Origin of the sequence: Roseovarius tibetensis (assembly GCF_050896375.1) — a bacterium.
Classification (GTDB): domain Bacteria; phylum Pseudomonadota; class Alphaproteobacteria; order Rhodobacterales; family Rhodobacteraceae; genus Roseovarius; species Roseovarius tibetensis.
Genome location: NZ_JBPBBB010000001.1, coordinates 45,931 through 68,547, shown reverse-complemented (window position 1 = coordinate 68,547; position 22,617 = coordinate 45,931). Strand labels below are relative to the sequence as shown.

29 protein-coding genes are annotated in these 22,617 nt (G+C 66.2%); 19 read left to right on the top strand and 10 right to left on the bottom strand.

All coding sequences use genetic code 11. The annotated features are described in order from the left end of the window. The first annotated feature begins 28 nt into the window (after nt 1-28). From def (ACROSR_RS00355) to fmt, 3 genes are read left to right on the top strand one after another with little or no spacing between them, the layout of a single operon-like run. Nucleotides 29-547, top strand: coding sequence for a peptide deformylase (def, locus tag ACROSR_RS00355; protein WP_432681764.1), 519 nt, complete (start codon nt 29-31; stop codon nt 545-547). Continuing rightward, entirely contained in the window at nt 544-1,038 is a 495-nt protein-coding gene (gene def / locus ACROSR_RS00350) for a peptide deformylase (RefSeq protein WP_432681763.1), read from the top strand. Before def (ACROSR_RS00355) ends, def (ACROSR_RS00350) begins: the two co-directional genes overlap by 4 nt. A 58-nt stretch (nt 1,039-1,096) precedes the next feature. Next, nucleotides 1,097-2,005 (top strand): methionyl-tRNA formyltransferase, encoded by a 909-nt coding sequence (gene fmt, locus ACROSR_RS00345; RefSeq protein ID WP_432681762.1) that lies wholly within the window; start codon nt 1,097-1,099, stop codon nt 2,003-2,005. A 15-nt stretch (nt 2,006-2,020) separates the two neighbouring features. Here the strand turns inward: fmt and ACROSR_RS00340 are convergent, their stop codons facing one another. From ACROSR_RS00340 to ACROSR_RS00315, 6 genes are all read right to left on the bottom strand, one after another. Next, nucleotides 2,021-2,644, bottom strand: a complete 624-nt coding sequence (locus ACROSR_RS00340; protein WP_432681761.1) for a trimeric intracellular cation channel family protein — start codon at nt 2,642-2,644, stop codon at nt 2,021-2,023. Further along, entirely contained in the window at nt 2,641-3,108 is a 468-nt protein-coding gene (gene rnhA / locus ACROSR_RS00335) for a ribonuclease HI (protein WP_432681760.1), read from the bottom strand. Before rnhA ends, ACROSR_RS00340 begins: the two co-directional genes overlap by 4 nt. After that, nucleotides 3,108-3,563, bottom strand: a complete 456-nt coding sequence (locus ACROSR_RS00330; RefSeq protein WP_432681759.1) for a DUF3429 domain-containing protein — start codon at nt 3,561-3,563, stop codon at nt 3,108-3,110. The genes rnhA and ACROSR_RS00330 overlap by 1 nt, the downstream gene beginning before the upstream one ends. A 58-nt stretch (nt 3,564-3,621) precedes the next feature. After that, nucleotides 3,622-4,572, bottom strand: a complete 951-nt coding sequence (gene ispH, locus ACROSR_RS00325) for a 4-hydroxy-3-methylbut-2-enyl diphosphate reductase (RefSeq protein WP_432681758.1) — start codon at nt 4,570-4,572, stop codon at nt 3,622-3,624. Nucleotides 4,573-4,643: 71 nt separating this feature from the next. Further along, nucleotides 4,644-5,096 carry a YqaA family protein gene (locus ACROSR_RS00320; protein ID WP_432681757.1) on the bottom strand — a complete coding sequence of 151 codons (453 nt, stop codon included), beginning with the start codon at nt 5,094-5,096 and terminating at the stop codon, nt 4,644-4,646. 44 nt (nt 5,097-5,140) lie between these two features. Next, nucleotides 5,141-5,713: a LabA-like NYN domain-containing protein gene (locus ACROSR_RS00315; RefSeq protein ID WP_432681756.1), complete on the bottom strand. Its 573-nt coding sequence runs from the start codon at nt 5,711-5,713 to the stop codon at nt 5,141-5,143. Nucleotides 5,714-5,856: 143 nt separating this feature from the next. On the opposite strand from ACROSR_RS00315, the gene folK reads away from it, so the two are divergent. The 14 genes from folK to recO all read left to right on the top strand — a co-directional run bounded on the left by folK (nt 5,857) and on the right by recO (nt 17,191). Then, nucleotides 5,857-6,423 carry a 2-amino-4-hydroxy-6-hydroxymethyldihydropteridine diphosphokinase gene (gene folK, locus ACROSR_RS00310; protein ID WP_432681755.1) on the top strand — a complete coding sequence of 189 codons (567 nt, stop codon included), beginning with the start codon at nt 5,857-5,859 and terminating at the stop codon, nt 6,421-6,423. 70 nt (nt 6,424-6,493) lie between these two features. Beyond that, nucleotides 6,494-6,847, top strand: a complete 354-nt coding sequence (gene rpoZ / locus ACROSR_RS00305) for a DNA-directed RNA polymerase subunit omega (protein WP_432681754.1) — start codon at nt 6,494-6,496, stop codon at nt 6,845-6,847. A gap of 32 nt (nt 6,848-6,879) precedes the next feature. Beyond that, nucleotides 6,880-9,021 (top strand): RelA/SpoT family protein, encoded by a 2,142-nt coding sequence (locus ACROSR_RS00300; RefSeq protein WP_432681753.1) that lies wholly within the window; start codon nt 6,880-6,882, stop codon nt 9,019-9,021. Nucleotides 9,022-9,032: 11 nt separating this feature from the next. After that, nucleotides 9,033-9,713, top strand: a complete 681-nt coding sequence (locus tag ACROSR_RS00295; RefSeq protein WP_432681752.1) for a DUF2062 domain-containing protein — start codon at nt 9,033-9,035, stop codon at nt 9,711-9,713. Between the two features lie 38 nt (nt 9,714-9,751). Further along, nucleotides 9,752-10,501 carry a pyridoxine 5'-phosphate synthase gene (locus tag ACROSR_RS00290; protein WP_432681751.1) on the top strand — a complete coding sequence of 250 codons (750 nt, stop codon included), beginning with the start codon at nt 9,752-9,754 and terminating at the stop codon, nt 10,499-10,501. A gap of 5 nt (nt 10,502-10,506) precedes the next feature. Then, entirely contained in the window at nt 10,507-10,986 is a 480-nt protein-coding gene (locus ACROSR_RS00285) for a nucleoside deaminase (protein WP_432681750.1), read from the top strand. Further along, nucleotides 10,983-12,464 carry an alpha/beta hydrolase gene (locus ACROSR_RS00280; protein WP_432681749.1) on the top strand — a complete coding sequence of 494 codons (1,482 nt, stop codon included), beginning with the start codon at nt 10,983-10,985 and terminating at the stop codon, nt 12,462-12,464. The genes ACROSR_RS00285 and ACROSR_RS00280 overlap by 4 nt, the downstream gene beginning before the upstream one ends. Next, nucleotides 12,461-12,862 carry a holo-ACP synthase gene (acpS, locus tag ACROSR_RS00275; protein WP_432681748.1) on the top strand — a complete coding sequence of 134 codons (402 nt, stop codon included), beginning with the start codon at nt 12,461-12,463 and terminating at the stop codon, nt 12,860-12,862. Before ACROSR_RS00280 ends, acpS begins: the two co-directional genes overlap by 4 nt. Before the next feature lie 76 nt (nt 12,863-12,938). Further along, complete coding sequence (gene lepB / locus ACROSR_RS00270; RefSeq protein WP_432681747.1) at nt 12,939-13,769, top strand: signal peptidase I; 831 nt, start codon at nt 12,939-12,941, stop codon at nt 13,767-13,769. Next, nucleotides 13,766-14,452 (top strand): ribonuclease III, encoded by a 687-nt coding sequence (gene rnc / locus ACROSR_RS00265; RefSeq protein WP_432682054.1) that lies wholly within the window; start codon nt 13,766-13,768, stop codon nt 14,450-14,452. Before lepB ends, rnc begins: the two co-directional genes overlap by 4 nt. After that, nucleotides 14,449-15,354, top strand: a complete 906-nt coding sequence (gene era, locus ACROSR_RS00260) for a GTPase Era (protein ID WP_432681746.1) — start codon at nt 14,449-14,451, stop codon at nt 15,352-15,354. Before rnc ends, era begins: the two co-directional genes overlap by 4 nt. 61 nt (nt 15,355-15,415) lie before the next feature. Next, nucleotides 15,416-15,748 carry a DUF1491 family protein gene (locus ACROSR_RS00255; protein WP_432681745.1) on the top strand — a complete coding sequence of 111 codons (333 nt, stop codon included), beginning with the start codon at nt 15,416-15,418 and terminating at the stop codon, nt 15,746-15,748. A gap of 99 nt (nt 15,749-15,847) precedes the next feature. Beyond that, nucleotides 15,848-16,372 carry a universal stress protein gene (locus ACROSR_RS00250; RefSeq protein ID WP_432681744.1) on the top strand — a complete coding sequence of 175 codons (525 nt, stop codon included), beginning with the start codon at nt 15,848-15,850 and terminating at the stop codon, nt 16,370-16,372. 84 nt (nt 16,373-16,456) lie between these two features. After that, complete coding sequence (gene recO / locus ACROSR_RS00245; protein WP_432681743.1) at nt 16,457-17,191, top strand: DNA repair protein RecO; 735 nt, start codon at nt 16,457-16,459, stop codon at nt 17,189-17,191. A gap of 19 nt (nt 17,192-17,210) precedes the next feature. On the opposite strand, the gene ACROSR_RS00240 is transcribed toward recO, so the two are convergent. The 4 genes from ACROSR_RS00240 to ubiA all read right to left on the bottom strand — a co-directional run bounded on the left by ACROSR_RS00240 (nt 17,211) and on the right by ubiA (nt 21,336). Continuing rightward, nucleotides 17,211-17,765, bottom strand: coding sequence for a TetR/AcrR family transcriptional regulator (locus ACROSR_RS00240; protein WP_432681742.1), 555 nt, complete (start codon nt 17,763-17,765; stop codon nt 17,211-17,213). Between the two features lie 310 nt (nt 17,766-18,075). Beyond that, nucleotides 18,076-18,411 (bottom strand): hypothetical protein, encoded by a 336-nt coding sequence (locus tag ACROSR_RS00235; protein WP_432681741.1) that lies wholly within the window; start codon nt 18,409-18,411, stop codon nt 18,076-18,078. Then, the gene (locus tag ACROSR_RS00230; protein ID WP_432681740.1) at nt 18,398-20,314 is read right to left on the bottom strand and encodes an OmpA family protein; all 1,917 of its coding nucleotides are present in this window, start codon (nt 20,312-20,314) and stop codon (nt 18,398-18,400) included. The genes ACROSR_RS00235 and ACROSR_RS00230 overlap by 14 nt, the downstream gene beginning before the upstream one ends. A gap of 59 nt (nt 20,315-20,373) precedes the next feature. Then, a complete protein-coding gene (gene ubiA, locus ACROSR_RS00225) occupies nt 20,374-21,336 on the bottom strand; it encodes a 4-hydroxybenzoate octaprenyltransferase (protein ID WP_432681739.1) in 963 nt (320 codons plus the stop codon). A gap of 11 nt (nt 21,337-21,347) precedes the next feature. On the opposite strand from ubiA, the gene ACROSR_RS00220 reads away from it, so the two are divergent. After that, nucleotides 21,348-22,073, top strand: a complete 726-nt coding sequence (locus ACROSR_RS00220) for a 16S rRNA (uracil(1498)-N(3))-methyltransferase (RefSeq protein WP_432681738.1) — start codon at nt 21,348-21,350, stop codon at nt 22,071-22,073. Continuing rightward, on the top strand, nt 22,070-22,597 hold the full coding sequence (locus ACROSR_RS00215; protein ID WP_432681737.1) for a hypothetical protein: 528 nt from the start codon (nt 22,070-22,072) through the stop codon (nt 22,595-22,597). Before ACROSR_RS00220 ends, ACROSR_RS00215 begins: the two co-directional genes overlap by 4 nt. The last annotated feature ends 20 nt before the right edge of the window (nt 22,598-22,617 follow it).

The following is a 22,617-nucleotide window of genomic DNA, read 5'->3' as shown; positions in this document are numbered from 1 at the left end:
CTGGTGGCGATGACCTAGATCCGACATCATGAAACGTCCGATCCTCATCCATCCCGACCCGCGTCTGAAGAAAGTCTGCGCGCCCGTGGCCGATCTCGGCGACGATCTGCGCCAGCTGGCCGATGACATGCTCGAGACCATGTATGACGCGCCCGGAATCGGCCTTGCGGCGCCGCAGGTCGGCGTGATGCGCCGGCTGATCGTGCTGGATTGCGTCAAGGAAGAGGGGGCAACCCCGCGTCCGCTGGTCATGTTCAACCCCGAGATCAAGGCCGCCTCGGACGAGGTGAGCGTTTACGAGGAAGGCTGCCTGTCGATCCCTGATCAATATGCCGACGTGACGCGCCCGAGTGCCGTGGATGTGGCATGGATCGACCGCGACGGCCACGAGCAGCGCGAGAGTTTCGACGGGTTGTGGGCGACGTGCGTGCAGCACGAGATCGACCATCTGAACGGCAAGCTGTTCATCGATTATCTCGGCGCGATGCGTCGCCAGATGATCACCCGCAAGATGCAGAAGCTCAAGCGCGAGCAGGCGCGCGCGTGAGCACCCGCCACGTCCTGCGCTGGCCGGATCGGCGGTTGCGGATGTGCGCCGCGCGGGTCGCCGACGTCACCGACGAGACCCGCGCGCTTTGGGACGAGATGATCGCGGTGATGGAGGCAATGCCGGGCGTTGGCCTTGCCGCGCCGCAACTGGGAGAGATGCGTGCGCTGGCCGTCATCGATGCCAGCGAGGCGCGCGGGCAGGCGGTGCGCATGGCCAACCCCGAGATCCTGCATGCCAGCGTTCAGATGCGCGCACAGGTCGAAGCCAGCCCGTGTCTGCCCGGTGTCTCGGCAAAGATCGCACGCCCGCGCGCGGTCACGGTGCGGTTTCTTGATGAGGACGGCGCGGTGCGGGACCGCGATTTCGTCGGGCTTTGGGCCACGTCCGTGCAGCACCAGATCGACCATTTGCACGGGCGCATGTATTTTGACCGGCTGAGCCCGTTGAAGCGCGACATGCTGCTGCGACGGGCACGCAAGACCGGTTGAGCGGAGTGCCCGTCCTGCGACCGGATCTGAGTATTTCTGGAAAGATGAAAGGCTGGCGATGCGCGTGATATTCATGGGAACGCCCGAGTTTTCCGTACCTGTTCTGGATGCCGTGCTTGCGGCCGGGCACGAGGTGGTGGCGGTCTATTGCCAGCCGCCGCGCCCGGCGGGGCGGGGCAAGAGGGACCGGCCCGGCCCGGTTCAGGCGCGGGCCGAGGCGTTGGGGCTGCCGGTGCGTCATCCGGTGAGCCTGAAAGGGGCCGAGGCGCAATCGGCGTTCGCGGCGCTGGAGGCGGATGTGGCGGTGGTGGTCGCCTATGGCCTGATCCTGCCGCAGGCGGTGCTGGATGCGCCGCGCCACGGGTGTCTGAACATCCATGCGAGCCTTTTGCCGCGCTGGCGTGGCGCGGCGCCGATCCAGCGCGCGCTCATGGCCGGGGATGCCGAGACCGGGGTCTGCATCATGCGCATGGAGGCCGGGCTGGATACCGGGCCGGTGCTTTTGCGCGAGGCGACCGCGATCGGTGCGCAAGACACGGCCGGCAGTCTGCATGATCGGCTGTCGGGGATGGGGGCGGCGCTGCTCGTCGAGGCGCTTGCGCGGCTGGACCGCCTCGTGCCGGCGCCGCAGCCGGGCGTGGGCGTGAGCTATGCCGCCAAGGTCGACAAGGCAGAGGCGCGGATCGACTGGACCCGTGCGGCCGAAGACGTGGACCGGCAGATCAGAGGATTGTCTCCGGTGCCCGGCGCGTGGTGCATGGCCGGGGACGAGCGGCTGAAACTGCTGGCCTGCTCGGTTGCCGAAGGGCAGGGGGCACCCGGCGAGATCCTTGACGATGCGTTCACGGTCGCTTGCGGCCGCGGGGCCGTGCGCATCCAGCGCGTGCAACGCGCGGGGCGCGGGGTGCAGGACGCGGCGGCGCTTCTGCGCGGCATGGCATTGCCCATGGGCACGCGGCTGGTCTGATTGTCGCGTCGCGGATCAGCCGCGCGGCGGGCGCGCCCGGTAGACCGGCAATCGCCATCCGAAGGCCAGAGAGCCCGCGCGCAGCGCGAAGGTTGTTCCCGCGCCGGCGACCGCCGGCAGGACAGGATCGGCGGTGACCTGCATGGCCACGACGCCCGCCACTGCGCCGGCAAAGGAGGCGGCGACGTAAAGTTCGCCCGCGCGCAGCACCAGCGGCACCTCGCGCGTGACCACATCGCGCAAGAGGCCGCCAAGCGTGCCGGTGAGAACGCCCATGATGACCAGCACCGCCGGCGAGCGATCGACATCCGCCGCCATGGCGACCCCGGCCGAGGTGGCGATGGCGAGTGCCACCGCGTCGAGCCACAAGAGACCGCGCGCCCGGCTTTCGAGCAGATGTGCGGTGAAGAAGACCGTCACCGCTGCCGCGCAGGCGACCCCGACATAGGCGGGCGTGTCGAGCCAGAAGACCGGGTTGCGGTCGAGCAGCAGATCACGCGCCGTGCCGCCGCCCATTGCAGTGAGGCTGGCGAGGAACAGGAACCCGACGATGTCGAGCTGTGCGCGGCTGGCGCTGAGGGCGCCGGTGAGCGCGAAAATCAGGACCGCCACGAGATCCAGTGCGAATGGCGTCGTCATGCCCGTGTCTTGCCCGGTTTGAATGGTGCCATTCCGGCGCGGGCCAGCTCGTCGGCACGCTCGTTCTCGGGGTGGCCGGCATGGCCCTTGACCCATTTCCAGGTGACGCTGTGGCGCTGTTGCGCCGCGTCGAGGCGCTGCCACAACTCGACATTCTTGACCGGCTTTTTCGCCGAGGTCTTCCAGCCGTTGCGCTTCCAGCCGTGGATCCAGCCGGTGACGCCGTTCTTGACGTAGGCGCTGTCGGTGACGATGGTCAGGGCGGATGGCTTGGTAAGGGCCTCGAGCGCGCTGATGGCGGCCATAAGCTCCATCCGGTTGTTGGTGGTCGCGGCCTCGCCGCCTGAAAGCTCGCGTTCCTTCAGCACCGCGTCGCCCTCGATCGCATGCATCAGCACCCCCCAGCCACCGGGGCCGGGATTGCCGGAACACGCGCCGTCGGTATAGGCGACGAGATCGGGCATCAGGCCAGCACCCCGACCGCGAGGCAAGCGATCACGATGGCCGTGAGAAGCGCGCGCAGTGGCATCCACCAGGCGGGTGCGAGGCCGTGGCGCGCGAAATGCCAGTCGAGACCCAGAAGGCCCGCAAAGCCGAAGATCAGGTTAATCCCCGCCGAGGTCGGCCCGCCCCCCGTCATGAAGAACGCCCAGAGCGCCGGGATCACCGACAGCGCGTAGCCGGTGGTGGCCAGCATGCCTGTCGCCTTGGTAGCAAAGCCCCAGAGCACGCCAGACATGAACGACAGGATCACCGCGCCGTAGAAAAGCATGACGTAAGGCCCCGCAAAGCGCGGGCCGATGGTCTGCGCGGTCCAGAGCCCGAGATCGGGGAAAAGCACCGTCAGCGCGCCCCAGAGAAACGGCAGGAGGCCCGCAAGGCCAAGGACGAGCGGGGCGCGGGGGACGGTCTGGAACATGCGATATCAGGCCCGGCTGCGAGGGTGGATTCTGGGTATTTTTGCCAAGAAGAAACCCTCAGGCCGGTTCGCGCAAGGCCCGGGGCACCTTGAATTCCACGTTTTCGGTGGCGGTCTCGACCGTCTCGACGGTCACCTCGTGGCGGGCGCGAATCGCGTCGATCACCTCGTCAACCAGCACTTCGGGGGCCGAGGCGCCGGCGGTGACGCCCAAGGCGCGCACGCCATCGAGGGCGCGCCAATCGATATCGGTGGCGCGCTGCACGAGCTGCGCATAGGGGCAGCCGGCCCGCGCGCCGACCTCGACCAGACGTTTCGAGTTCGAGGAATTGGGCGCGCCCACCACCAGCAGCGCGTCGATCTTCGGCGACATCGCCTTGACCGCCTCCTGCCGGTTGGTGGTGGCGTAGCAGATGTCTTCCTTGCGGGGGCCGACGATGGCCGGAAATCGCGCGGTGAGGGCCGCGACGATGTCCGCGGTGTCGTCCACCGACAGCGTGGTTTGCGTGACAAAAGCCAGCTTTTCGGGGTCGCGGACCTCAAGCGTGGCGACATCGGCCACGGTTTCCACCAGCAGCACCTCGCCGTCCGGCAATTGCCCCATCGTGCCGACGGTTTCGGGGTGGCCGGCATGGCCGATCATCACGATTTGCAGCCCGGCCTCGGAGTGACGCTCTGCCTCGACATGGACCTTGCTGACCAGCGGACAGGTGGCGTCGACATAGAGCATCTCGCGGCTGGCGGCCTCGGCGGGGACTGCCTTGGGGACGCCATGCGCCGAGAAGATGACGGGCCGGTCGTCGGGACAATCGTCAAGTTCCTCGACGAAGACGGCGCCCTTGGCGCGCAGATCCTCGACCACGTACCTGTTATGCACGATCTCGTGGCGGACATAGACGGGCGCGCCCCATCTGGCGAGCGCCATTTCCACGATCTTGATCGCCCGGTCGACGCCGGCGCAGAAACCGCGCGGCGCGGCGAGATAGAGGGTGAGGGGGGGCTTTGTCATGTCACGTCTCCTGCTGGTCCCAGAGGTAAGCCAGACGGCGCCGCGCGTAAAGGGAGCGTGCGCATCTTGCGTCAGCCGGTGGCCTGCGCCGTGAGCCATCCAAGGATCGCGAACCGGCCCGTCTTGGCAATCGTCACCAACACCAGGAACACCCAGACGGGCGTGCGCATCACGCCCGCCACCACGGTCACCGCATCGCCCAGGGGCGCCCAGCTGAGCAGCAGGGTCCAGACGCCGTATCGTGCATACCACCTTTGTGCGCGGGCCAGTTGGGCGGTGTTGACGGGAAACCAGCGGCGGGTGCGGAACCGTTCGATCCCGCGCCCCATCACGTAATTCACCACGGCACCCAGCGTGTTGCCGATGCTGGCCACGATGACGAGCGCGACAACCGGGACCGTACCCGCGACCTGCATCCCGACGAACACGACTTCGGACTGGAACGGCAGAAGGGTGGCGGCGCCGAACGCGGCCGCGAAAAGCCCGACAAGCTGTCCGATCACGCCAGCGTCGGCAAATTCCATCAGCACGGTCCTTGAGGTGTCACGCGCTCAGGCCGGGCCAAGGGTCACTCCTGGGTGGCATATGCCTCGCGGTTTTCGCCCTGGTTTTCGCGCGGCGGCCGACCGATGACCTCCTTGAGGTCTGCAAGCTCGATGTAATTGTCGGCCTGGCGGCGCAACTCGTCCGAGATCATCGGGGGCTGGCTGCGGATGGTCGACACGACCGAGACACGCACACCCTGACGCTGCAGGCTTTCGACGAGGGGGCGGAAATCGCCGTCACCCGAGAACAGGACCGCGTGATCGATGCGCGGCGCAAGCTCCATCGCGTCGACCGCAAGCTCGATATCCATGTTGCCCTTGACCTTGCGACGGCCTTGGCTGTCGGTGTATTCCTTGGCCGTCTTGGTCACCATGGAATAGCCGTTGTAATGAAGCCAGTCCACCAGCGGCCGGATCGGCGAATACTCGTCATTGTCCAGCAGCGCGGTGTAGTAGAACGCGCGCAGGAGTTTTCCACGGCGCATGAACTCTGACCGCAGAAGTTTGTAGTCGATGTCGAACCCGAGTGCCTTGCCGGCCGCGTAGAGGTTTGACCCGTCGATGAACAGCGCTAATCTGTCATCCTTATAAAACATGATCCAATGCCTTTCTGAACCGTCTTGCCATGTGCGTGTGAGTGAGCGAGGTGGAATGCATCATGACAACTGTATCCCCGCGAATTAGGGTGTCGTCCAACCGTTGGCAAGGGCATGCGGCATCAGAACACGACAGGGCGGACATGACGTCGGATCAACTCTGCTTGATTGCAATCGGGGCGAACATGCCCTCGCGGGTGGGTCCGCCCGACCTGACGGTCGCCGCCGCGATGCGGGCTCTGGCCGAAGGTTTTGCGCGGATCGACGCCGTCAGCCGGTATTACAGCACACCAGCATTTCCGCCCGGCAGCGGTCCGGATTTCGTCAACGCGGCTGCCGCCATCCGGATGCCCGGCGATGCCGAGGCTGTACTGGCGGCCCTGCATGCGATCGAGGCGGAATTCGGGCGGGCGCGGGCGGTCCGTTGGGGCCAGCGCACGCTTGATCTCGACCTCATCGCGGTCGGTGATGCGGTGCTGCCCGATGCCGGCACGCAAGAATACTGGCGGATGCTTGACCCCGCCGCGCAGCGGCACTGCACCCCCGATCAATTGATCCTGCCCCATCCCCGGATGCAGGATCGCGCCTTCGTGCTTGTGCCATTGGCCGAGATCGCGCCGCAGTGGCGTCATCCCGTGTTGCGGTCTACCGTCCAGCAGATGTGCGACGCGCTGCCGGTGCCCGATGTCGAATCAGTGCGACCACTCTGATTCAGCCTTGTAAAACACGCAATCATCGACTATGCGGTCGGTTTCACGTTCTCATCCCGCCGGAGGTGTCATGGCCCGCGTTACGACCGAAGACTGCGTAGACAAGGTTCCCAACCGTTTCGAACTGGTTCTGCTGGCAGCGCATCGCGCACGCGAGATCTCGTCGGGGTCGCCGCTGACGGTGGACGCGGACAACGACAAGAATCCCGTCATCGCCCTGCGCGAGATCGCCGAAGAGACGCAATCGGCCGAGGAGCTGCACGAGCGGCTGATCCAGTCCAACCAGTCCCAGATCGAGGTGGACGAGCCGGAAGAGGATTCGATGGCGCTGCTGATGGGCGGCGAGGCGGACAAGCCCGAGGCCGACGACATGTCGGAAGAAAAGCTGTTGCGCGCCCTGATGGAAGCACAGGGACAGGGCTAGGTCCGACCGCCGCGCGGCAAGGTGCGCATTGAATGATCGCTGTCGATGACCTCATCGCGTTGGTGCGCAAGTACAATCCGCGTACGGATGAAAGCCTGATCCGAAAGGCCTATGATTTCGGGCGGGCGATGCATGAAGGCCAGCAGCGCTATTCCGGCGAGCCGTATTTCACGCACCCCGTCGCGGTGGCCGCGATCCTGACCGAGCAACGGCTGGACGACGCCACGATCATTACGGCGCTCCTGCACGACACGATCGAGGATACCAAGGCATCCTACCGTATCGTCGAGGATAAATTCGGGCAGGAAGTCGCTGATCTGGTCGATGGCGTGACCAAGCTGACAAACCTGCAACTGTCCAATTCCGAGACCAAGCAGGCCGAAAATTTCCGCAAGCTTTTCATGGCGATGTCAAAGGATCTTCGCGTGATCCTTGTCAAGTTGGCGGATCGTCTGCACAACATGCGCACGATCAAGGCGATGCGTCCCGACAAGCAGGCGCAAAAGGCGCGCGAGACGATGGACATCTACGCGCCGCTCGCCGGGCGCATGGGCATGCAATGGATGCGCGAAGAGCTGGAGGATCTGGCCTTTCGCGTCCTCAACCCAGAGGCGCGGGCCTCGATCATCCGCCGGTTCATCACCCTGCAACGCGAGACCGGCGACGTGGTGGAACGCATCACCGGCGACATGCGCCGCGAACTGGACCGCGCGGACGTAAACGCCGAGGTGTTCGGACGCGCCAAGAAACCGCATTCGATCTGGCGCAAGATGCAGGAAAAGGAGATGGGGTTTTCGCGCCTGTCGGATATCTACGGCTTTCGCGTGATCACCCAGTCCGAAGAGGATTGCTACCGCGCGCTTGGCGCGATCCACCAGCGCTGGCGCGCCGTGCCGGGGCGGTTCAAGGATTACATCAGCCAGCCGAAATCGAACGGCTATCGGTCCATTCACACCACGGTCTCGGGGCGCGACGGCAAGCGGGTCGAGGTTCAGATCCGGACCCAGGCCATGCACGAAGTCGCCGAGACGGGCGTCGCCGCGCATTGGTCCTATCGCGACGGGGTGCGCGCCGAAAATCCGTTCGCGGTCGATCCCGCCAAATGGCTGTCGAGCGTCAGCGAGCAGTTCGATGCCGAGGAAGACCACGAGGATTTTCTCGAAGCGGTCAAGCTGGAGATGTATGCCGACAAGGTGTTCTGCTTCACCCCCAAGGGCGACGTCATCAAACTGCCGCGCGGGGCGACGCCCATCGATTTCGCCTATGCCATCCACACAAGGATCGGGCATGCGACCGTCGGTGCCAAGGTCGACGGCATGCGTGTGCCGCTGTGGACCCGAATCAAGAACGGCCAGTCCGTCGAGGTGATCACCGCCGACGGGCAGACGCCGCAGGCCACGTGGCTGGACATCGCAACTACCGGCAAGGCGCGCGCGGCCATTCGCCGGGCACTGCGCGAGCTGGATCGCGGGCGGTACGTCAAGCTGGGACGCGAGCTGGCGCGGTCGGCCTTCGAGCATGTCGGCAAGAAGGCCACCGACAAGGCGCTGGAGACGGCCGCGCGCACCCTGCGCCTGAAGGATGCCGACGAGGTGCGTGCGCGCATGGGCAGCGCCGAGCTTACCGCGCAGCAGGTGCTCAACGCGGTTTACCCCGACCTTGCCCCGCATGTGGCCGACGAGATCGCGCGTGACCGCGCTGTCATCGGCCTGAGGGCCGATCAGAACTTCGAGCGCGCCCGCTGCTGTCAGCCGCTGCCCGGAGAACGTATCGTCGGCATCACCTATCGCGGGCGCGGGGTGGTCATTCATGCCATCGATTGCGAGAACCTGTCGCATTACGACGGCCAGCCCGAGCGCTGGCTGGATCTGCACTGGCATACCGGCACGCATCCGCCGGTCTACGATGCGACGCTGGATATCACGATTGGCAACGATGCCGGCGTGCTGGGGCGGATTTGCACCTTGATCGGCGAGCAGAAGGCCAATATCTCGGATCTTACATTCGTTGATCGGAAACCGGATTTCTACCGTCTGCTTGTTGATTTGCAGCTTCGGGATGTGGAACATCTGCACGGTATCCTGTCGGCGCTGGACGCAGAAAGTGATGTCGCTTCGGCCGAAAGGTATCGCGATCCGTCCCGATCAGGCGCGGGGCTGACCCACAAACCCTAGGAGCCGCGCAGGTGGTGTTTAAACGTCGTGACAGGAGGCCCTTCTGGAAGGTGCTCACGGATTTCGTCTGGCCCCGCGGCGGCTGGACGCGTGCGGCCACCTACGTGAAGCACCGGCTGAACCGTCTTCCGGATCCGCCGCATCGGATCGCACGCGGAATAATGGCGGGCGTCTTCACCGTGTTCACGCCGTTCTACGGGCTGCATTTCTTTCTTGCCGCCGCGCTGGCGTTGCTGCTGCGGGGCAATGTGGTGGCCGCCCTTCTGGGCACCTTCGTGGGCAATCCACTGACCTATGTGCCGATTGGTGTCATTTCGCTGCAAACCGGGCATGCGATCCTTGGTCGCCACACGCCGGCCGAGGATGAGATCAGCCGCTCTCTGGGCGGCAAGTTTCTGGATGCCGGTCAGGATCTCGGGGCGAATGCGCGGGCGTTCTTCTCGGGTCAGGATGCCGACTGGACCAGTCTGAACCTGTTTTACGAAGAGGTGTTCTTTCCCTACATGATCGGCGGCCTCGTGCCCGGTATCGTGGCGGCGCTTGCGGCCTATTACATCAGTCTTCCGGTGATCACCGCCTATCAGAACCGGCGGCGCGGATTGCTCAAGGCGAAATGGGCGGCGATGAAGGAAAAGAAGGCGCAAGGCGAAAAAGCGTCATACGAGGCTGACGGGCATGGCAAAGGGGACTAGCTTGTCATCCATGCCGGGATAGTTAAAGGAAAAGGTCCATGCCGCTTGATGAAACCCTGCGCCTTGGCGTGAATATCGACCACGTGGCAACTGTGCGCAACGCGCGCGGCGGTGCCGCCCCGGACCCGTTGCGCGCCGCGAGACTGGCCGAAGAGGCCGGCGCAGACGGCATCACCGCGCATCTGCGCGAGGATCGCCGGCATATCTCGGACGCCGATATCGAGGGATTGGTCGCGGCGCTGACGGTGCCGCTCAATTTCGAGATGGCCGCGACCGACGAGATGCAGGCCATCGCCCTGCGCCACAAACCCCACGCGGTTTGCCTTGTCCCCGAAAAGCGCGAGGAACGCACCACAGAGGGCGGCCTCGATGTGGTCCGTGAAGAGGGCCGGCTGGCGCGCTACATCGCGCCGCTGCGCGATGCGGGATGCCGTGTGTCCCTGTTCATCGCCGCCGACCCCGCACAGATCGACGCGGCGCACCGCGTCGGGGCCGAGGTGATCGAATTGCATACGGGGGCGTATTGTGATGCCCATGCCATGGGCGAGACGGACATGTGCGACCGCGAGTTGGCCAGCCTGCGACAGATGTCCGGACACGCCCATGCGCTCGGGCTTGAGGTGCATGCCGGCCACGGGCTGACCTACGATACCGTACAGCCCGTCGCGGCCCTTCCCGAAATCCGGGAACTGAATATCGGTCATTTCCTGATCGGCGAGGCGATCTTCCGCGGGCTTGGTCCGGCGATCGCCGAAATGCGCCGCCTGATGGATGCGGCGCGCGGGTGACGGTCATGTCTGACCCGGTGATCCCCACCGATGCCGAGCGGCGCGTGCTGTCCGAGATCTGCGATTGGGCGATCGCCCTCGCCAAGGCCGAACGCGCGCCGCAATTCACCGCTGCCGTGCTGTCGGGCGAGACCGAGATCTGCCGCGCCCGCAACGATGTCGCGCAGACTTGCGACCCCAGCCGCCATGCCGAGATCGCGGCCCTGGCCGAAGCAGGCCGCCTTCGGGGCCGCCACGACCTGTCGAGGCACACGCTGATCGCGTCCTGCCAGCCTTGCGAGATGTGCCTTGCCGCGATGCGCTGGGCCGGGATCGACCGGCTGATCTTTGCGGCACGGCAGGAAAACCTCGGGACGGGGTTCTTTCAATTCGGCGCGCTTGGCATCGAGGACCTCTGCGCCGCGTCCGGTCACGCCTTCGCCTATCTCGGCGGCCTCGAAGAGGCCCGCGTCCTGCCCCTCTACCGGCCCGGTGAGACAGAATGAAGCGCGTTCTGGTCCTTGTGCTGGCGGCGTTGGTCGCACTTGCGGCCATCTGGCAGTTGGAGGAGCAGCGCGCGGGGCTGGGTATCTCGGCGCGCAGCGTGGGTGAGACACCGGTCACGCGCTACGCCGCGCCTGGGGCGACGGGTCCGGTGGTCGTGGTGGCGCATGGCTTTGCCGGGTCGCGGCAGATGATGCAGGCCTACAGCACCGATCTGGCGCGGGCGGGGTACCGCGTCTGGGCCTTCGACTTCGAGGGGCACGGCCGGCACCCGCAGCCGATGTCGGGCGATGTGGATAGCCTTGATGGCACCACGCGGATGCTGGTCGAGCAGACGCGCGATGTCGTCACGGCCGCACAAAGTGCCGAGGGGTGGGATGGCGCGGTTGCACTATTAGGCCATTCCATGGCGACCGATATCATCATCCGCGCCGCGATCAACGACGACCGGATCGGGCCGCTGGTGGCGATCTCGGCCTTTTCCAAGGCTGTCACCGCGACCGCGCCCGATAACCTGCTGCTGATCTCCGGCGCGTGGGAACCGGGGCTGCGTGACTTTGCCCGCGATGCCATGGCGATGGTCGACATGGAGACCGGCGAGGGCGAGACCGCGCGCGTCGACGGCATCACGCGCCGCGCCGTCGTGGCCCCGTGGGCCGAGCATGTCGCGGTTCTGCACAGCCGCGCGGGGCGGGCCGAGGCGGTCGCGTGGCTTGATGCCGCCTACGACCGACAGAGCGATTTGGAGATTCGCGCCACGGGACAATGGGTGCTGGCGCTGATGTTCGCGATCGTGGCGCTTGCCTGGCCGCTGGCCCGGCTGCTGCCCGACCGCGCGCCGCCTGCGCCGCAGCCCCTGACCGGAGGGCGGTTTGCGCTGGCGGTTCTAATGCCCGCCGTGCTCGCGCCGCTGCTGGCGGTGCAGGTGGATCTGGCCGTCCTGCCGGTGCTGGTCGCTGATTACCTTGCGCTGCACCTGGCGATCTACGGCGTGGTGCAACTGGCGATCGCATGGGCGTTCGGCCTGCGCCCTGCGGGCCTGCGGCCGCTGGCGATGCTGGCGCTTCTGGCTTGGGGGCTGGGCGTGTTCGGTTTCGCGCTGGACCGCTACGGTGCCAATTTCTGGCCCACGCCCGACCGCATGACGATCATCGCGGCGCTGGCGCTGGGGGCCGTGCCCTTCATGCTGGCCGATGCGGTGCTGACTTGCGGCGGGCGCGCGCCGCTCTGGCAGCGGCTGGTCGCGCGGGCGGTTTTTCTTGGGTCGCTGGCGCTGGCGGTGCTGCTGGACACGGAAGGCCTGTTCTTTCTTGCGATGATCGCGCCGGTGATCCTGTTGTTCTTCCTGATATACGGGCTGATGGGGCGCTGGGTCGCCGCGCGCGCGGGGGCGGCGAGCGCCGGGATCGCGCTTGGCCTGATCCTCGCCTGGGCGCTGGGCGTAAGCTTCCCGCTATTTGCTCCGGGGGGTGCGGGATGATCCTCGGCATCGGCACGGATCTTGCCAATATCGACCGCATCGCCGGCACGATCGCGCGGTTCGGGGACCGTTTCAAGAATCGCGTCTTCACCGACATCGAGCAGGCCAAGGCCGAGCGCCGCGCCGATGTCGCGGGCACCTATGCCAAACGCTGGGCGGCCAAGGAGGCCTGCTCCAAGGCGCTTGGCACCGGGCTGCGGATGGGCATCGCGTGGAAGGACATGGCGGTAAGCAACCTGTCCACCGGCCAGCCGGTGATGCATCTGACCGGATGGGCCGCCGACCGGCTGGCCGCGATGACGCCCCAGGGATTCGAGGCCACCGTGCATGTCACGCTGACCGACGATCACCCCTGGGCGCAGGCCTTTGTCGTGATCGAGGCGCGGCCCCTGCGGTGACACCCTTGCCTTGACACCCCGCCGCGCGCACCGCATGTAGCGCGGGATCTGCCCCAGCCCTGTCCGGAGACGTTTCATGGCATCTGACGCCAAAAAAGGAAATTCCATCGTCGAGACGCTTAAGACGGTGTTCTGGGCCCTCCTGATCGCGGGGCTGTTCCGAACACTCTTTTTTCAACCTTTCTGGATTCCGTCCGGGTCGATGAAGGACACGCTTCTGATCGGTGACTTCCTGTTCGTCAACAAGATGGCCTACGGTTATTCCTACGCGTCCTGCCCGTCGATCCGGCTGGGATTCGTGAATGTCGACGCCAAGGATCTCTGCGGTTTTCTTGATGGTGACAATACGCGCCTCCTTGGGTCCGAGCCCGAGCGCGGCGATATCATCGTCTTCCGCCATCCCGCCGACGGCACGGATTTCATCAAGCGCCTGATCGGCCTGCCCGGCGATCGCATCCAGATGCGCGACGGCGTGCTGCATATAAACGACGAGGCGGTCGAGCTGGCACCAGCGGGCACCTTCACCGAGGAATTCGACCGGCAGGGACCGATGGGCATCCGCCCGCGCTGTGAGAACGGCGTCGTCGGGCAGGGCGGGGACTGCACCAAGTCGCGCTTTACCGAGACGCTGCCAAACGGGCATTCTCATGATATCCTGAACATCGGCGATCAGCGCGCCGATCACACCGGCGTCTTCACCGTGCCCGAGGGGCATTACTTCTTCATGGGGGACAACCGCGACAATTCCACCGACTCGCGCTTTCCGCAGGCCGTGGGCGGCGTCGGGTTCGTACCGTACGAGAACCTGATCGGGCGCGCCAACAGGGTGATATTCTCGTCGGCGGGCAGTTCTATGCTGGCCTTCTGGACATGGCGCGGCGATCGGTTCTTCGAGAGGTTGGAGTGAAGCTGTCGCAAGAGATGACGGCCTTTCAGGAGCGGCTCGGGCATGTGTTCTCCGACCCCGCGCTGCTGGTGCGGGCGCTGACCCATTCCTCGATGGCCACGCCCAACCGCGACGACAATCAGCGGCTTGAGTTTCTGGGCGACAGGGTGCTGGGGCTGGTGATGGCCGAGGCGGTGCTTGCCCATGACGCGGGCGCGACCGAAGGTCAGCTTGCGCCACGGTTCAATGCGCTGGTGCGCAAGGAAGCCTGCGCCGATGTGGCCCGTGCCATCGACCTTGGAAAGGTTTTGAAACTCGGACGCTCCGAGATGCTGTCGGGCGGACGGCGCAAGGAGGCGCTGCTGGGCGACGCGATGGAGGCGGTGATCGCCGCCGTTCACATCGATGCAGGCTTTGATGTCGCGCGCGCCATGGTGCTGCGTCTCTGGGGTGACCGCATCGGTGCGGTCAAGCAGGATGCGCGCGACGCCAAGACAAGCCTGCAGGAATGGGCGCAGGCGCGCGGATTGCCGCCGCCCGATTACGCCGAGACCGCCCGGTCCGGCCCGGACCACGCGCCGGTCTTCACCATCGAGGCGCGGCTGCCGGACGGCACCTGCGCCGCTGCGACGGCCGGGTCGAAACGCCAGGCCGAACAGGCGGCAGCGCGCGCGCTGCTTGGCCGATTGGAGAACTCTACATGACCACACGCGCCGGCTTCATCGCCCTCATCGGCGAACCCAACGCGGGCAAGTCCACATTGCTCAACCGTATGGTGGGGGCCAAGGTCAGCATCGTCACCCACAAGGTGCAGACCACCCGCGCACGCATCCGCGGCGTCGCTATGGAGGGCGAGAGCCAGCTCATCTTCGTCGACACGCCCGGACTGTTCCAGCCGCGTCGCCGGCTGGATCGCGCGATGGTCGCCGCGGCCTGGGGCGGGGCAGCGGATGCCGATATCGTGGTGCTGCTGATCGAGGCGCATCGCGGCATTACCGACGGCGTTGCGCGCATCCTCGACGGTCTGGGCGACACCGTCTCGGGGCGCCGGATCGCGCTGGCCATCAACAAGATCGACCGCGTCGAGGCGCCCGTGCTGCTGGCGCTGACCAAGGAAATGAACGCCCGCTTCCCGTTCGAACGGACCTATCTGATCTCTGCCGAGAAAGGCCACGGCGTCGATGATCTGCGCGCCTGGCTGGCCGAGGAGGTGCCCGAAGGGCCGTGGCTTTATCCCGAGGACCAGATCGCCGATCTGCCGATGCGCATGATCGCCGCCGAGATGACGCGCGAAAAGCTGACGCTGCGCCTGCATCAGGAACTGCCCTATCAACTGACCGTCGAGACCGAAAACTGGCAAGAGCGCAAGGACGGCTCGGCACGTGTCGACCAGATGGTCTATGTCATCCGTGACGGGCACAAGGGCATCGTTCTGGGCAACAAGGGCGAGACGATCAAGGCCGTCTCGAAAGCCGCGCGCGAAGAGCTGGAAGCGTTTCTCGGGCGGCGTGTGCATCTGTTCCTGCAGGTCAAGGTCCGCAGCGGCTGGATGGACGATGCCGAACGTTATTCCGAGATGGGGCTCGACTTCAAGGACGGGGGCTGAGCCTCATGCGCGCCTTCATCTTTCCCAAAATACTCACCGCATCGCTCGACACGGGCGCGCCATGGCCCGCCTGACCGCCCGGTTCTGGATCGATGCCTATCTGACGCGGCTGCGACTGGCGGACATCTCGGCCTTCGTCACGGCGCATGGCGATGACACGGGCGGTGCGGTTCTGGTCAAGCTCAACACGCTCGATGGACAGGCGGTGCTTTACCAAAGATCCTTCGATCCGGGAACGGGCGCGCGCGTCTGGCTGCCTCTGGCCGAGGGCGCGGAGCCATCGGTCGATGCCACCATCGCACGCCAACGCGCGACCGATCCCGATCTGTGGGTGATCGAGGTCGAGGACCGTCAGGGACGCCATCTTCTGGACGAACCGGGTCTCGACAGCTGACGCGGTGACTTGATCCGAATTAAGGAGCCGGTCCCGCCGGCACGCTATCCTTCTGTGCGACGTCCCGTCGCAAGCGGGCGCATGTCAGGAGGGAAAAAGATGAAACACGTATTCGTCGCGACCGATGGCTCGGACCCGGCCGGGAAAGCCACCGAGATGGCCGCCGAAATGGCGGCGAAATTCGATGTGCCCCTGACCGTGGGCCATGCGCTGCAATACGGTCGCCCGTCCGCAGAGCTGGCGCGGATGGCCGAGATAGAGCATCTCGCCAAACGGGCCAGCGAAAAGAGCAACGTCGATTTTCAGGTGCTGACGGGACATTCCGGCGACCTGCTGGTCAATACGCGGCCCTCGGGTGATGCTGTCTCGGCGGTCAACGCGATCGGTGACGAGATCGTGCACCGCGCCGAAAGCCGTGCGAAAGAGCTAGGGGCGCGCGATGTCCGGACGGTGACCGAAACCGGCGATCCGGCCGACGCGATCATCGACATGGCCGCTGCCGCCGGTGCGGATGTCATCGTGGTCGGCCATCGCGGGCTTGGGCGGGTCAAGTCGCTATTGCTGGGAAGCGTGGCGCAGAAGGTCGTCCAGCATGCCGACTGCACGGTGATCTCCGTCCGCTGACCTTGCGCCCTTGGCAATCCCGCCATTCTGGTGTGCAATGACAGACCACAGGCGCAAGCCGAACGACAAAAAAGGCGGGCGGCCATGGAGTGGCGCGATCAGGGCATCTTGCTCGGCACCCGGCGGCACGGGGAAAGTTCCGTGATCATCGACGTTTTCACGCCGGGACACGGGCGTCATGCGGGTATCGTGCGCGGCGGGGCGTCGCGCCGGATGGCCCCTGTCCTGCAACCCGGCGCGCAGCTTGATCTTGAATGGCGCGCGCGGCTGGAGGATCACCTTGGCACCTTCCGGGTCGAGCCGGTGAAGTCCAGGGCGTGGTCCATGGCCGATCGGATGGCATTGTCCGGGTTGAACACGGTCTGCACGCTGCTGCTTTATGCCTTGCCCGAGCGCGAGGAACATGCGCGGCTTTACCGCAAGAGCGTGGTCCTGCTGGACCTTCTGGATCAGCCGGAGATCTGGCCGCTGGCCTATCTCAACTGGGAAATGATCCTTCTCGAAGAGATGGGCTTTGGCCTTGACCTGCGGCGCTGCGCGGTGCTGGGCGAAAAGGCCAATGACCTGAGCTACATATCCCCGAAATCCGGGCGGGCCGTGTCGCGCGCCGGCGCCGGCGACTGGGCCGACCGGTTGCTGCCGCTGCCGCCCTGCCTGCTGGGCGAGGGGCCCGCACCCGATGCCGAAATCCTGCAAGGGCTGCAGGTGACCGGCCATTTCCTGACCCGGCACCTTGCGCCGCATCTTGGGGACAAATCGCTGCCTGATGCCCGCGCGCGCTACATGGCGCGTTTCGCCGCGCGGGCCGGGGCAGGCTGATCGCCATGTCCGACGCCCGTCACCGCAGCGCGAGGATGAGATCGACGAGCGAGCCGATGGCATTCGCCGTCTGGTCGCGGTCCGCGTCCTGCAGCCCCTGCATCCCGGTCGCGGCGGCATAAAGGATGCGGGCCATTTCCGGATTGCCGATGCCGCAGGCGGCCAGAAGCGCGCGCAGCCGGTCCAGCCGCGTCGCGTCCACCTCGCGCAGCGGACCGGCGATGCGGGGATTGGCCTGCGCCCAGGCCCGTATCATCGGTTCACAGCGCAGGGCGGGCGCGTCACCACCGCTGTTGTCGGCGATGGTCTGCACGGTGGCGCGCAGCGTAGCGGTGTCGGTCACCTCGTCCACAGAGAAAAGCGCTGTCTCGACCTCGGTCTGCCAGAAGCCGAGCATGGCCGCGTGAAAGGCCGGAACGTCCTTGAAGTGCCAGTAGAACGACCCCTTGGTCGCACCAAGACGCCGCGCCAGCGGCTCTGCCCCAAGCGCATCGGGTCCGGTGCCATGAAGTGCATCGAACCCGGCGCGAATCCAGTCGTCGCGTGTCAGTCGGGCGCGGTGTGATCGGACCATTGGAAGATGCTATGCGGTGTCACCTCGCCCCGCAAGAGGCCTGCGCCGGATGCAGGTCGAGGATCGCCGGGGATCATTGCGCCGAAGGCACATATCCGATCAAAAAAAGGCGACCCCGTGGGGATCGCCTTACGCATGCTGAGAATCGTGGCCCTGAAAGGTCTGCCTCGCAATCAACCGAACGATAGACCGATGCTGTGACAGCAGCGTGACAGAACGACGCCTTTTTTGCGGATACCGCCGCCGTATCCCGTTCGCATTGCGACACGCGCAGACAGTCTGCACCCGCGCCCTGCGCCCGGCACCTCTGTCAGCCTGTGGCGCGTCCGGTGGATTTGTCGAGGCGGGCGCGCAGTTGGTGAACCTCGTGGCGTGCTTCGCGCAGCCCGTCCATTGTCGCGCGAAGTTCCGCCTCTGACTGGCTTAGTTGATTGGTCAGTTCCGCTTCGCGCTGTTGCAGGTATGTGATTGCCTGATCGCGGGTCTCTTCGGCCTCGTGCAATTCCTGTGCGAGACGTTCAAGCTCTCCCACATCCGACGCCGGCACGCGGATGAAACGATGTACGAGCCAGTTCGCGAACCAGCCGACGCAGAAGGCCACGAAAAGCACGATGGCCGTGGCGATGATAAACTCAGTCCTGTTCATCTGCCGCCCGGTCCTCGTTATCGGTCACGTTCGAGGTGTCAGTGTCTTCTGTCTGGTCGGCGGTTTCAAGCGCGGTTTCATCCTCGGTCACCCGGTCCGGACGGATCACCCGGAATTCGATCCGCCGGTTGATCTCGCGGCCCTCGGCGGTGTCGTTATCGGCGATCGGCATGCTTTCGCCATAGCCCTCGGCCTCGATCGTCGAGGTCAGGACGCGCCGCATCCGCAACTCTTCAAGGACGGCGCGCGCGCGCTGCAGGCTCAGCCTCTGGTTCATCTCTTCGCGGCCCTGGCTGTCGGTGTGGCCGCCGATTTCCATGCGCAACTCGCCGCACTCTTTCAGGATATCAGCGATCCTGTCCATGGTTCGGCTGCCCTTCGAATCGATCTGCGCTGACCCCGGTTCGAACGCGATCTTCTGGTCGTCCTGCACGGCGGAAAGACGCGCCTGGCATTCCTCCGGGGTGGGCAACTGTGCGACGGGATCAAGGGCCTCGTCATACGTGACCTCGATGGAAAATTGTCCCTTCGCCCCCAGCTTGTCCGACAGAAGCTGCGACAGGGCGTTGCCGGCGTTCTGGCGGCCTGTATCGCCCTTCACGGCGATATCGTCCGGGGTCACGATCACGGCGCCGTTGGCCAGATGGGACAGGGCCTCCAGCCCCAGAAGTACCCGCATTGGCCAGTTGCCCGGCAAGCCCTCGGCAATCCGCGCCGACATGTTCACCGTGTCCGAGGAAAAGCGCGCCTTGGCAAAGCTTCGCGCCGTCTCGCGCAACTGCGCGTTGCTGAGCTGTCCGCGCAACAGCACCTGCCCCTCGGGCGAGAGGGTAGCGATGAATTCGGGCGCGACGGGCGCGTCCTCGTCGGGCGGGTCCGGCAGTGTCGCGTCAAGCGCGAAGACATCGGGCAACTCGGCCTCGAGGCGACCGACCACATCGTCGAACTTGTCCTGCTCTGTCCCTTGCGGAACCCGGAGGGCGATATCGGCATCCGAGAAGGTCACGGTGCCCGCCCCGAGGTCGTCGAGCGCGGCGATTGCCAGTTCCGCCGCCTGCGCCCACCGGGGTGTCGGTACGCCCATGCCGACGACGCAGTTGGCCTTGCCCTGCAGGCCGGCCTGGCCCGCGGCGCTGAGAATGCGGTCGCGTGCCTCTTCGGTATCGGAGGAACAGGCGTCGAACCGTGCGCCGCGGTCGTCGATGACGAAGCGCAGCGTGAAGGGCGTGATGACCGGGCGTGGCGCGGAAATGTCGAGCGCGAGCCGTACGTCGCTCGGGATCTTGCGGGACAGTTCGGTTTCAAGACGTCGCCGGTCGGTCTCGCTTTCGGCCATGGCGCTGATCTCCACCCGCGCCGCGCTGACCGAAATCTTGGTGCGGGGCAGGTCCGACAGCGCCCCGACCGCGAATTGAAGCGCATCGCGCCAGGTGTCCGGGGCGGGGTGATCCGCCGTCTCAAGCAGGTCGGACACCTGCGTGCCGCCTGTCTGCGCGGCGATGTCGGACATCAGGCGGTCGCGGTCGAGCGTTGCGGGCACCAGCCCGATCAGCGAGATGCCCCGCTCGTTGCGCAGGATCTCGATGGCGAAGCGCGGCGGGGCGACGCCTTCGGCCTCCTGCACCAGCATCTGATCTATGACCCGCGTGGCGTCCACGACGGACCCGGCGACCGACAGCGCCTTGAAACGTGCGGCCTCGGTTGGGGCGGTTCCGGCAAGGTAGACCTGCAGACCGTAGGTCTCGATCTCTGTCCAGCCCATGTCGTGTCTGTCGAAGGCCGCGCGCACCTCGGCGCGCGATCCGTCCTCGATCTTGCTGACCGCGAAACCGGCGGCCACAAGGCTCAGCGCCGCGGCGATGGCGAAGGTCGCTCCGATGGTAAAGATGCTGGATAACCGCATGAGACCTTTGCCTTGTCATGTGCTGGCGCGGTTTTATGCGTCGGGTCCGGCAAGATCAATCACACCAGACACGCGACGGCGAAAAACGGCACAGGCAGCAGGCCCGCGTTCCGATTTGACCGAAACAACGTCAACAGCCCGTCATGGTCGTCGAGGTCCAGCCGGCCCAATTGATCCCGCAGGTGCCAGCCCATGGCAAGCGGGCCGCACAGCGCCACGACAAGCGACAGCCCGCCGCCCCGGTCCGCCAGCCCGACCGCGACGGCCATCAGTGCGACACTTGCCAGGCCAAAGCCGCGCAACCAGCGCGGTGACGTGTCGCCAAAGAGCCGCGCCGTGGACTTTACCCCGATCAGCGCGTCATCCTCGGCATCCTGGTGGGCATAGATCGTGTCGTAGAACAGCGTCCACGCCATCCCGGCCAGATAGAGGATCACCGCCGGCCAGCCCAGACTGCCCGAATGCGCCGTCCAGGCCAGCAACGCTCCCCAGTTGAAGGCCAGCCCCAGAAAGATCTGCGGCCACCACGTGAACCGCTTGGCAAACGGGTAGATCGCCACCGGCACCAGCGCCGCGATCCCAAGGGCGATCGCCGCCCAGTCGAAGGTCAGCAGGATGCAGAGGGCCGCGAGACATTGCGCGACCAGCCACAGGAACGCGCCGCGCGGGGTGACTTGTCCCGACGGGATCGGGCGCGAGGCGGTGCGCGCCACCGACCCGTCGATGTCGCGGTCGGTGATGTCGTTCCAGGTACAGCCCGCGCCGCGCATCAGGACGGCGCCCACCCCGCAGCCCGCCGCGATCCACAGATCATGCCAGCCCGCGCGCCCGTCCGACAGCATGGCAAGCGTCAGCCCCCACCAGCAGGGCAACAGCAGCAGCCATGTGCCGATGGGCCGGTCCGCGCGCGACAGGCGCAGGTAGGGCCGGGCGGGTTGCGGTGCTGCGCGGTCCACCCAGTTGCCGCGATAGGCGTCGGCCACGGCGCCCGCAGCCTCTGGCGTCTGGTTCTGTCCGGTCATATGTAGGCCTCATGAAAACGGCGAAGATCAGGCTTTATGTAGAGCAGCCGCTGGGGCAAGGGCAAACCGTTCCTCTGACCCGCGATCAGGCGCATTACCTATTCGGCGTGATGCGGCGGGATGAGGGCGACGCGGTGCTGGTCTTCAACGGCCGTGACGGTGAATGGCGCGCCGAGGTCACGCAGGCCGGCAAGCGCGCCGGCACGCTGGCGGTGCACGCGCAGACCGCGCCGCAGCGCGACCCGCCGGACCTGTGGCTGATCTTCGCGCCGCTCAAGAAGGCCCGCACAGATTTCATCGTCGAGAAGGCCACCGAGATGGGAGCGGCGCGTATCCTGCCGGTGCAGACGGATTTCACCAATGCCGAGCGTATCCGTCAGGACCGCCTGCAGGCGCATGCCGTCGAGGCGGCCGAACAATGCGGCGGCACCTATGTGCCGACGGTGTGCGCGCTGCAAAAATTCGACGCTCTGCTGGCGGACTGGCCCGGGGGACGGCGCATCATGTTCTGCGACGAGGCGCTGGCCGGGAACGGCCCTGCCCTGGGTGCGGCCGGAGGTGGCGCATGGGCCATCTTCATAGGCCCCGAGGGCGGGTTCTCCGAGGCCGAGCGTGCACGGTTGGCGGCGATGCCCGTGGCCCATGCCGTCGCCCTCGGCCCGCGCATCCTGCGCGCCGATACGGCCGCGGTCGCCGCGCTGACGGTCTGGCAGCAGGCGGTGGGGGACTGGACATGAGCTTTGTCCGTCCGCAAGCGCGCGCGGCGCTATGGCGCTGGCGCGAGGTGGTTGTCGGCACAGGTCTGGCGGGGTTGGGCCTTTGGTGGACATTCGGGCTGGACGGCCTGTTGCACTGGCTGGGCTACGCGGTGCTGATCCTCGCCGGCGCGGTGCTGGTGGTGGGCGTCCAGCGGGGGCGCTTTCGTCACGGTGGCGGCGGGCCCGGCGTGGTGCGCGTCGACGAGGGGCAGGTTGCCTATTTCGGCCCGCTGACCGGGGGCGTCGTGGCGATCCGCGATCTCGACAGCCTGACGCTGGATCCGTCGGGGCATCCGGCGCATTGGGTGCTCAGCCAGCGCGGTGCGCCCGATCTTCACATCCCCGTGAATGCCGAAGGCGCCGAGGCGCTGTTCGATGCGTTCGCGGCCCTGCCCGGCCTGCGGACCGAGCACATGCTGGCGCAGATGCAGCGCCTTCCGAACTTTCCCACGGTGATCTGGCAGAAGGCGCCGCCCGTCACTTCGGCCGTTCGGCTGCATTGACACCGCCCGGGAATGCCGCC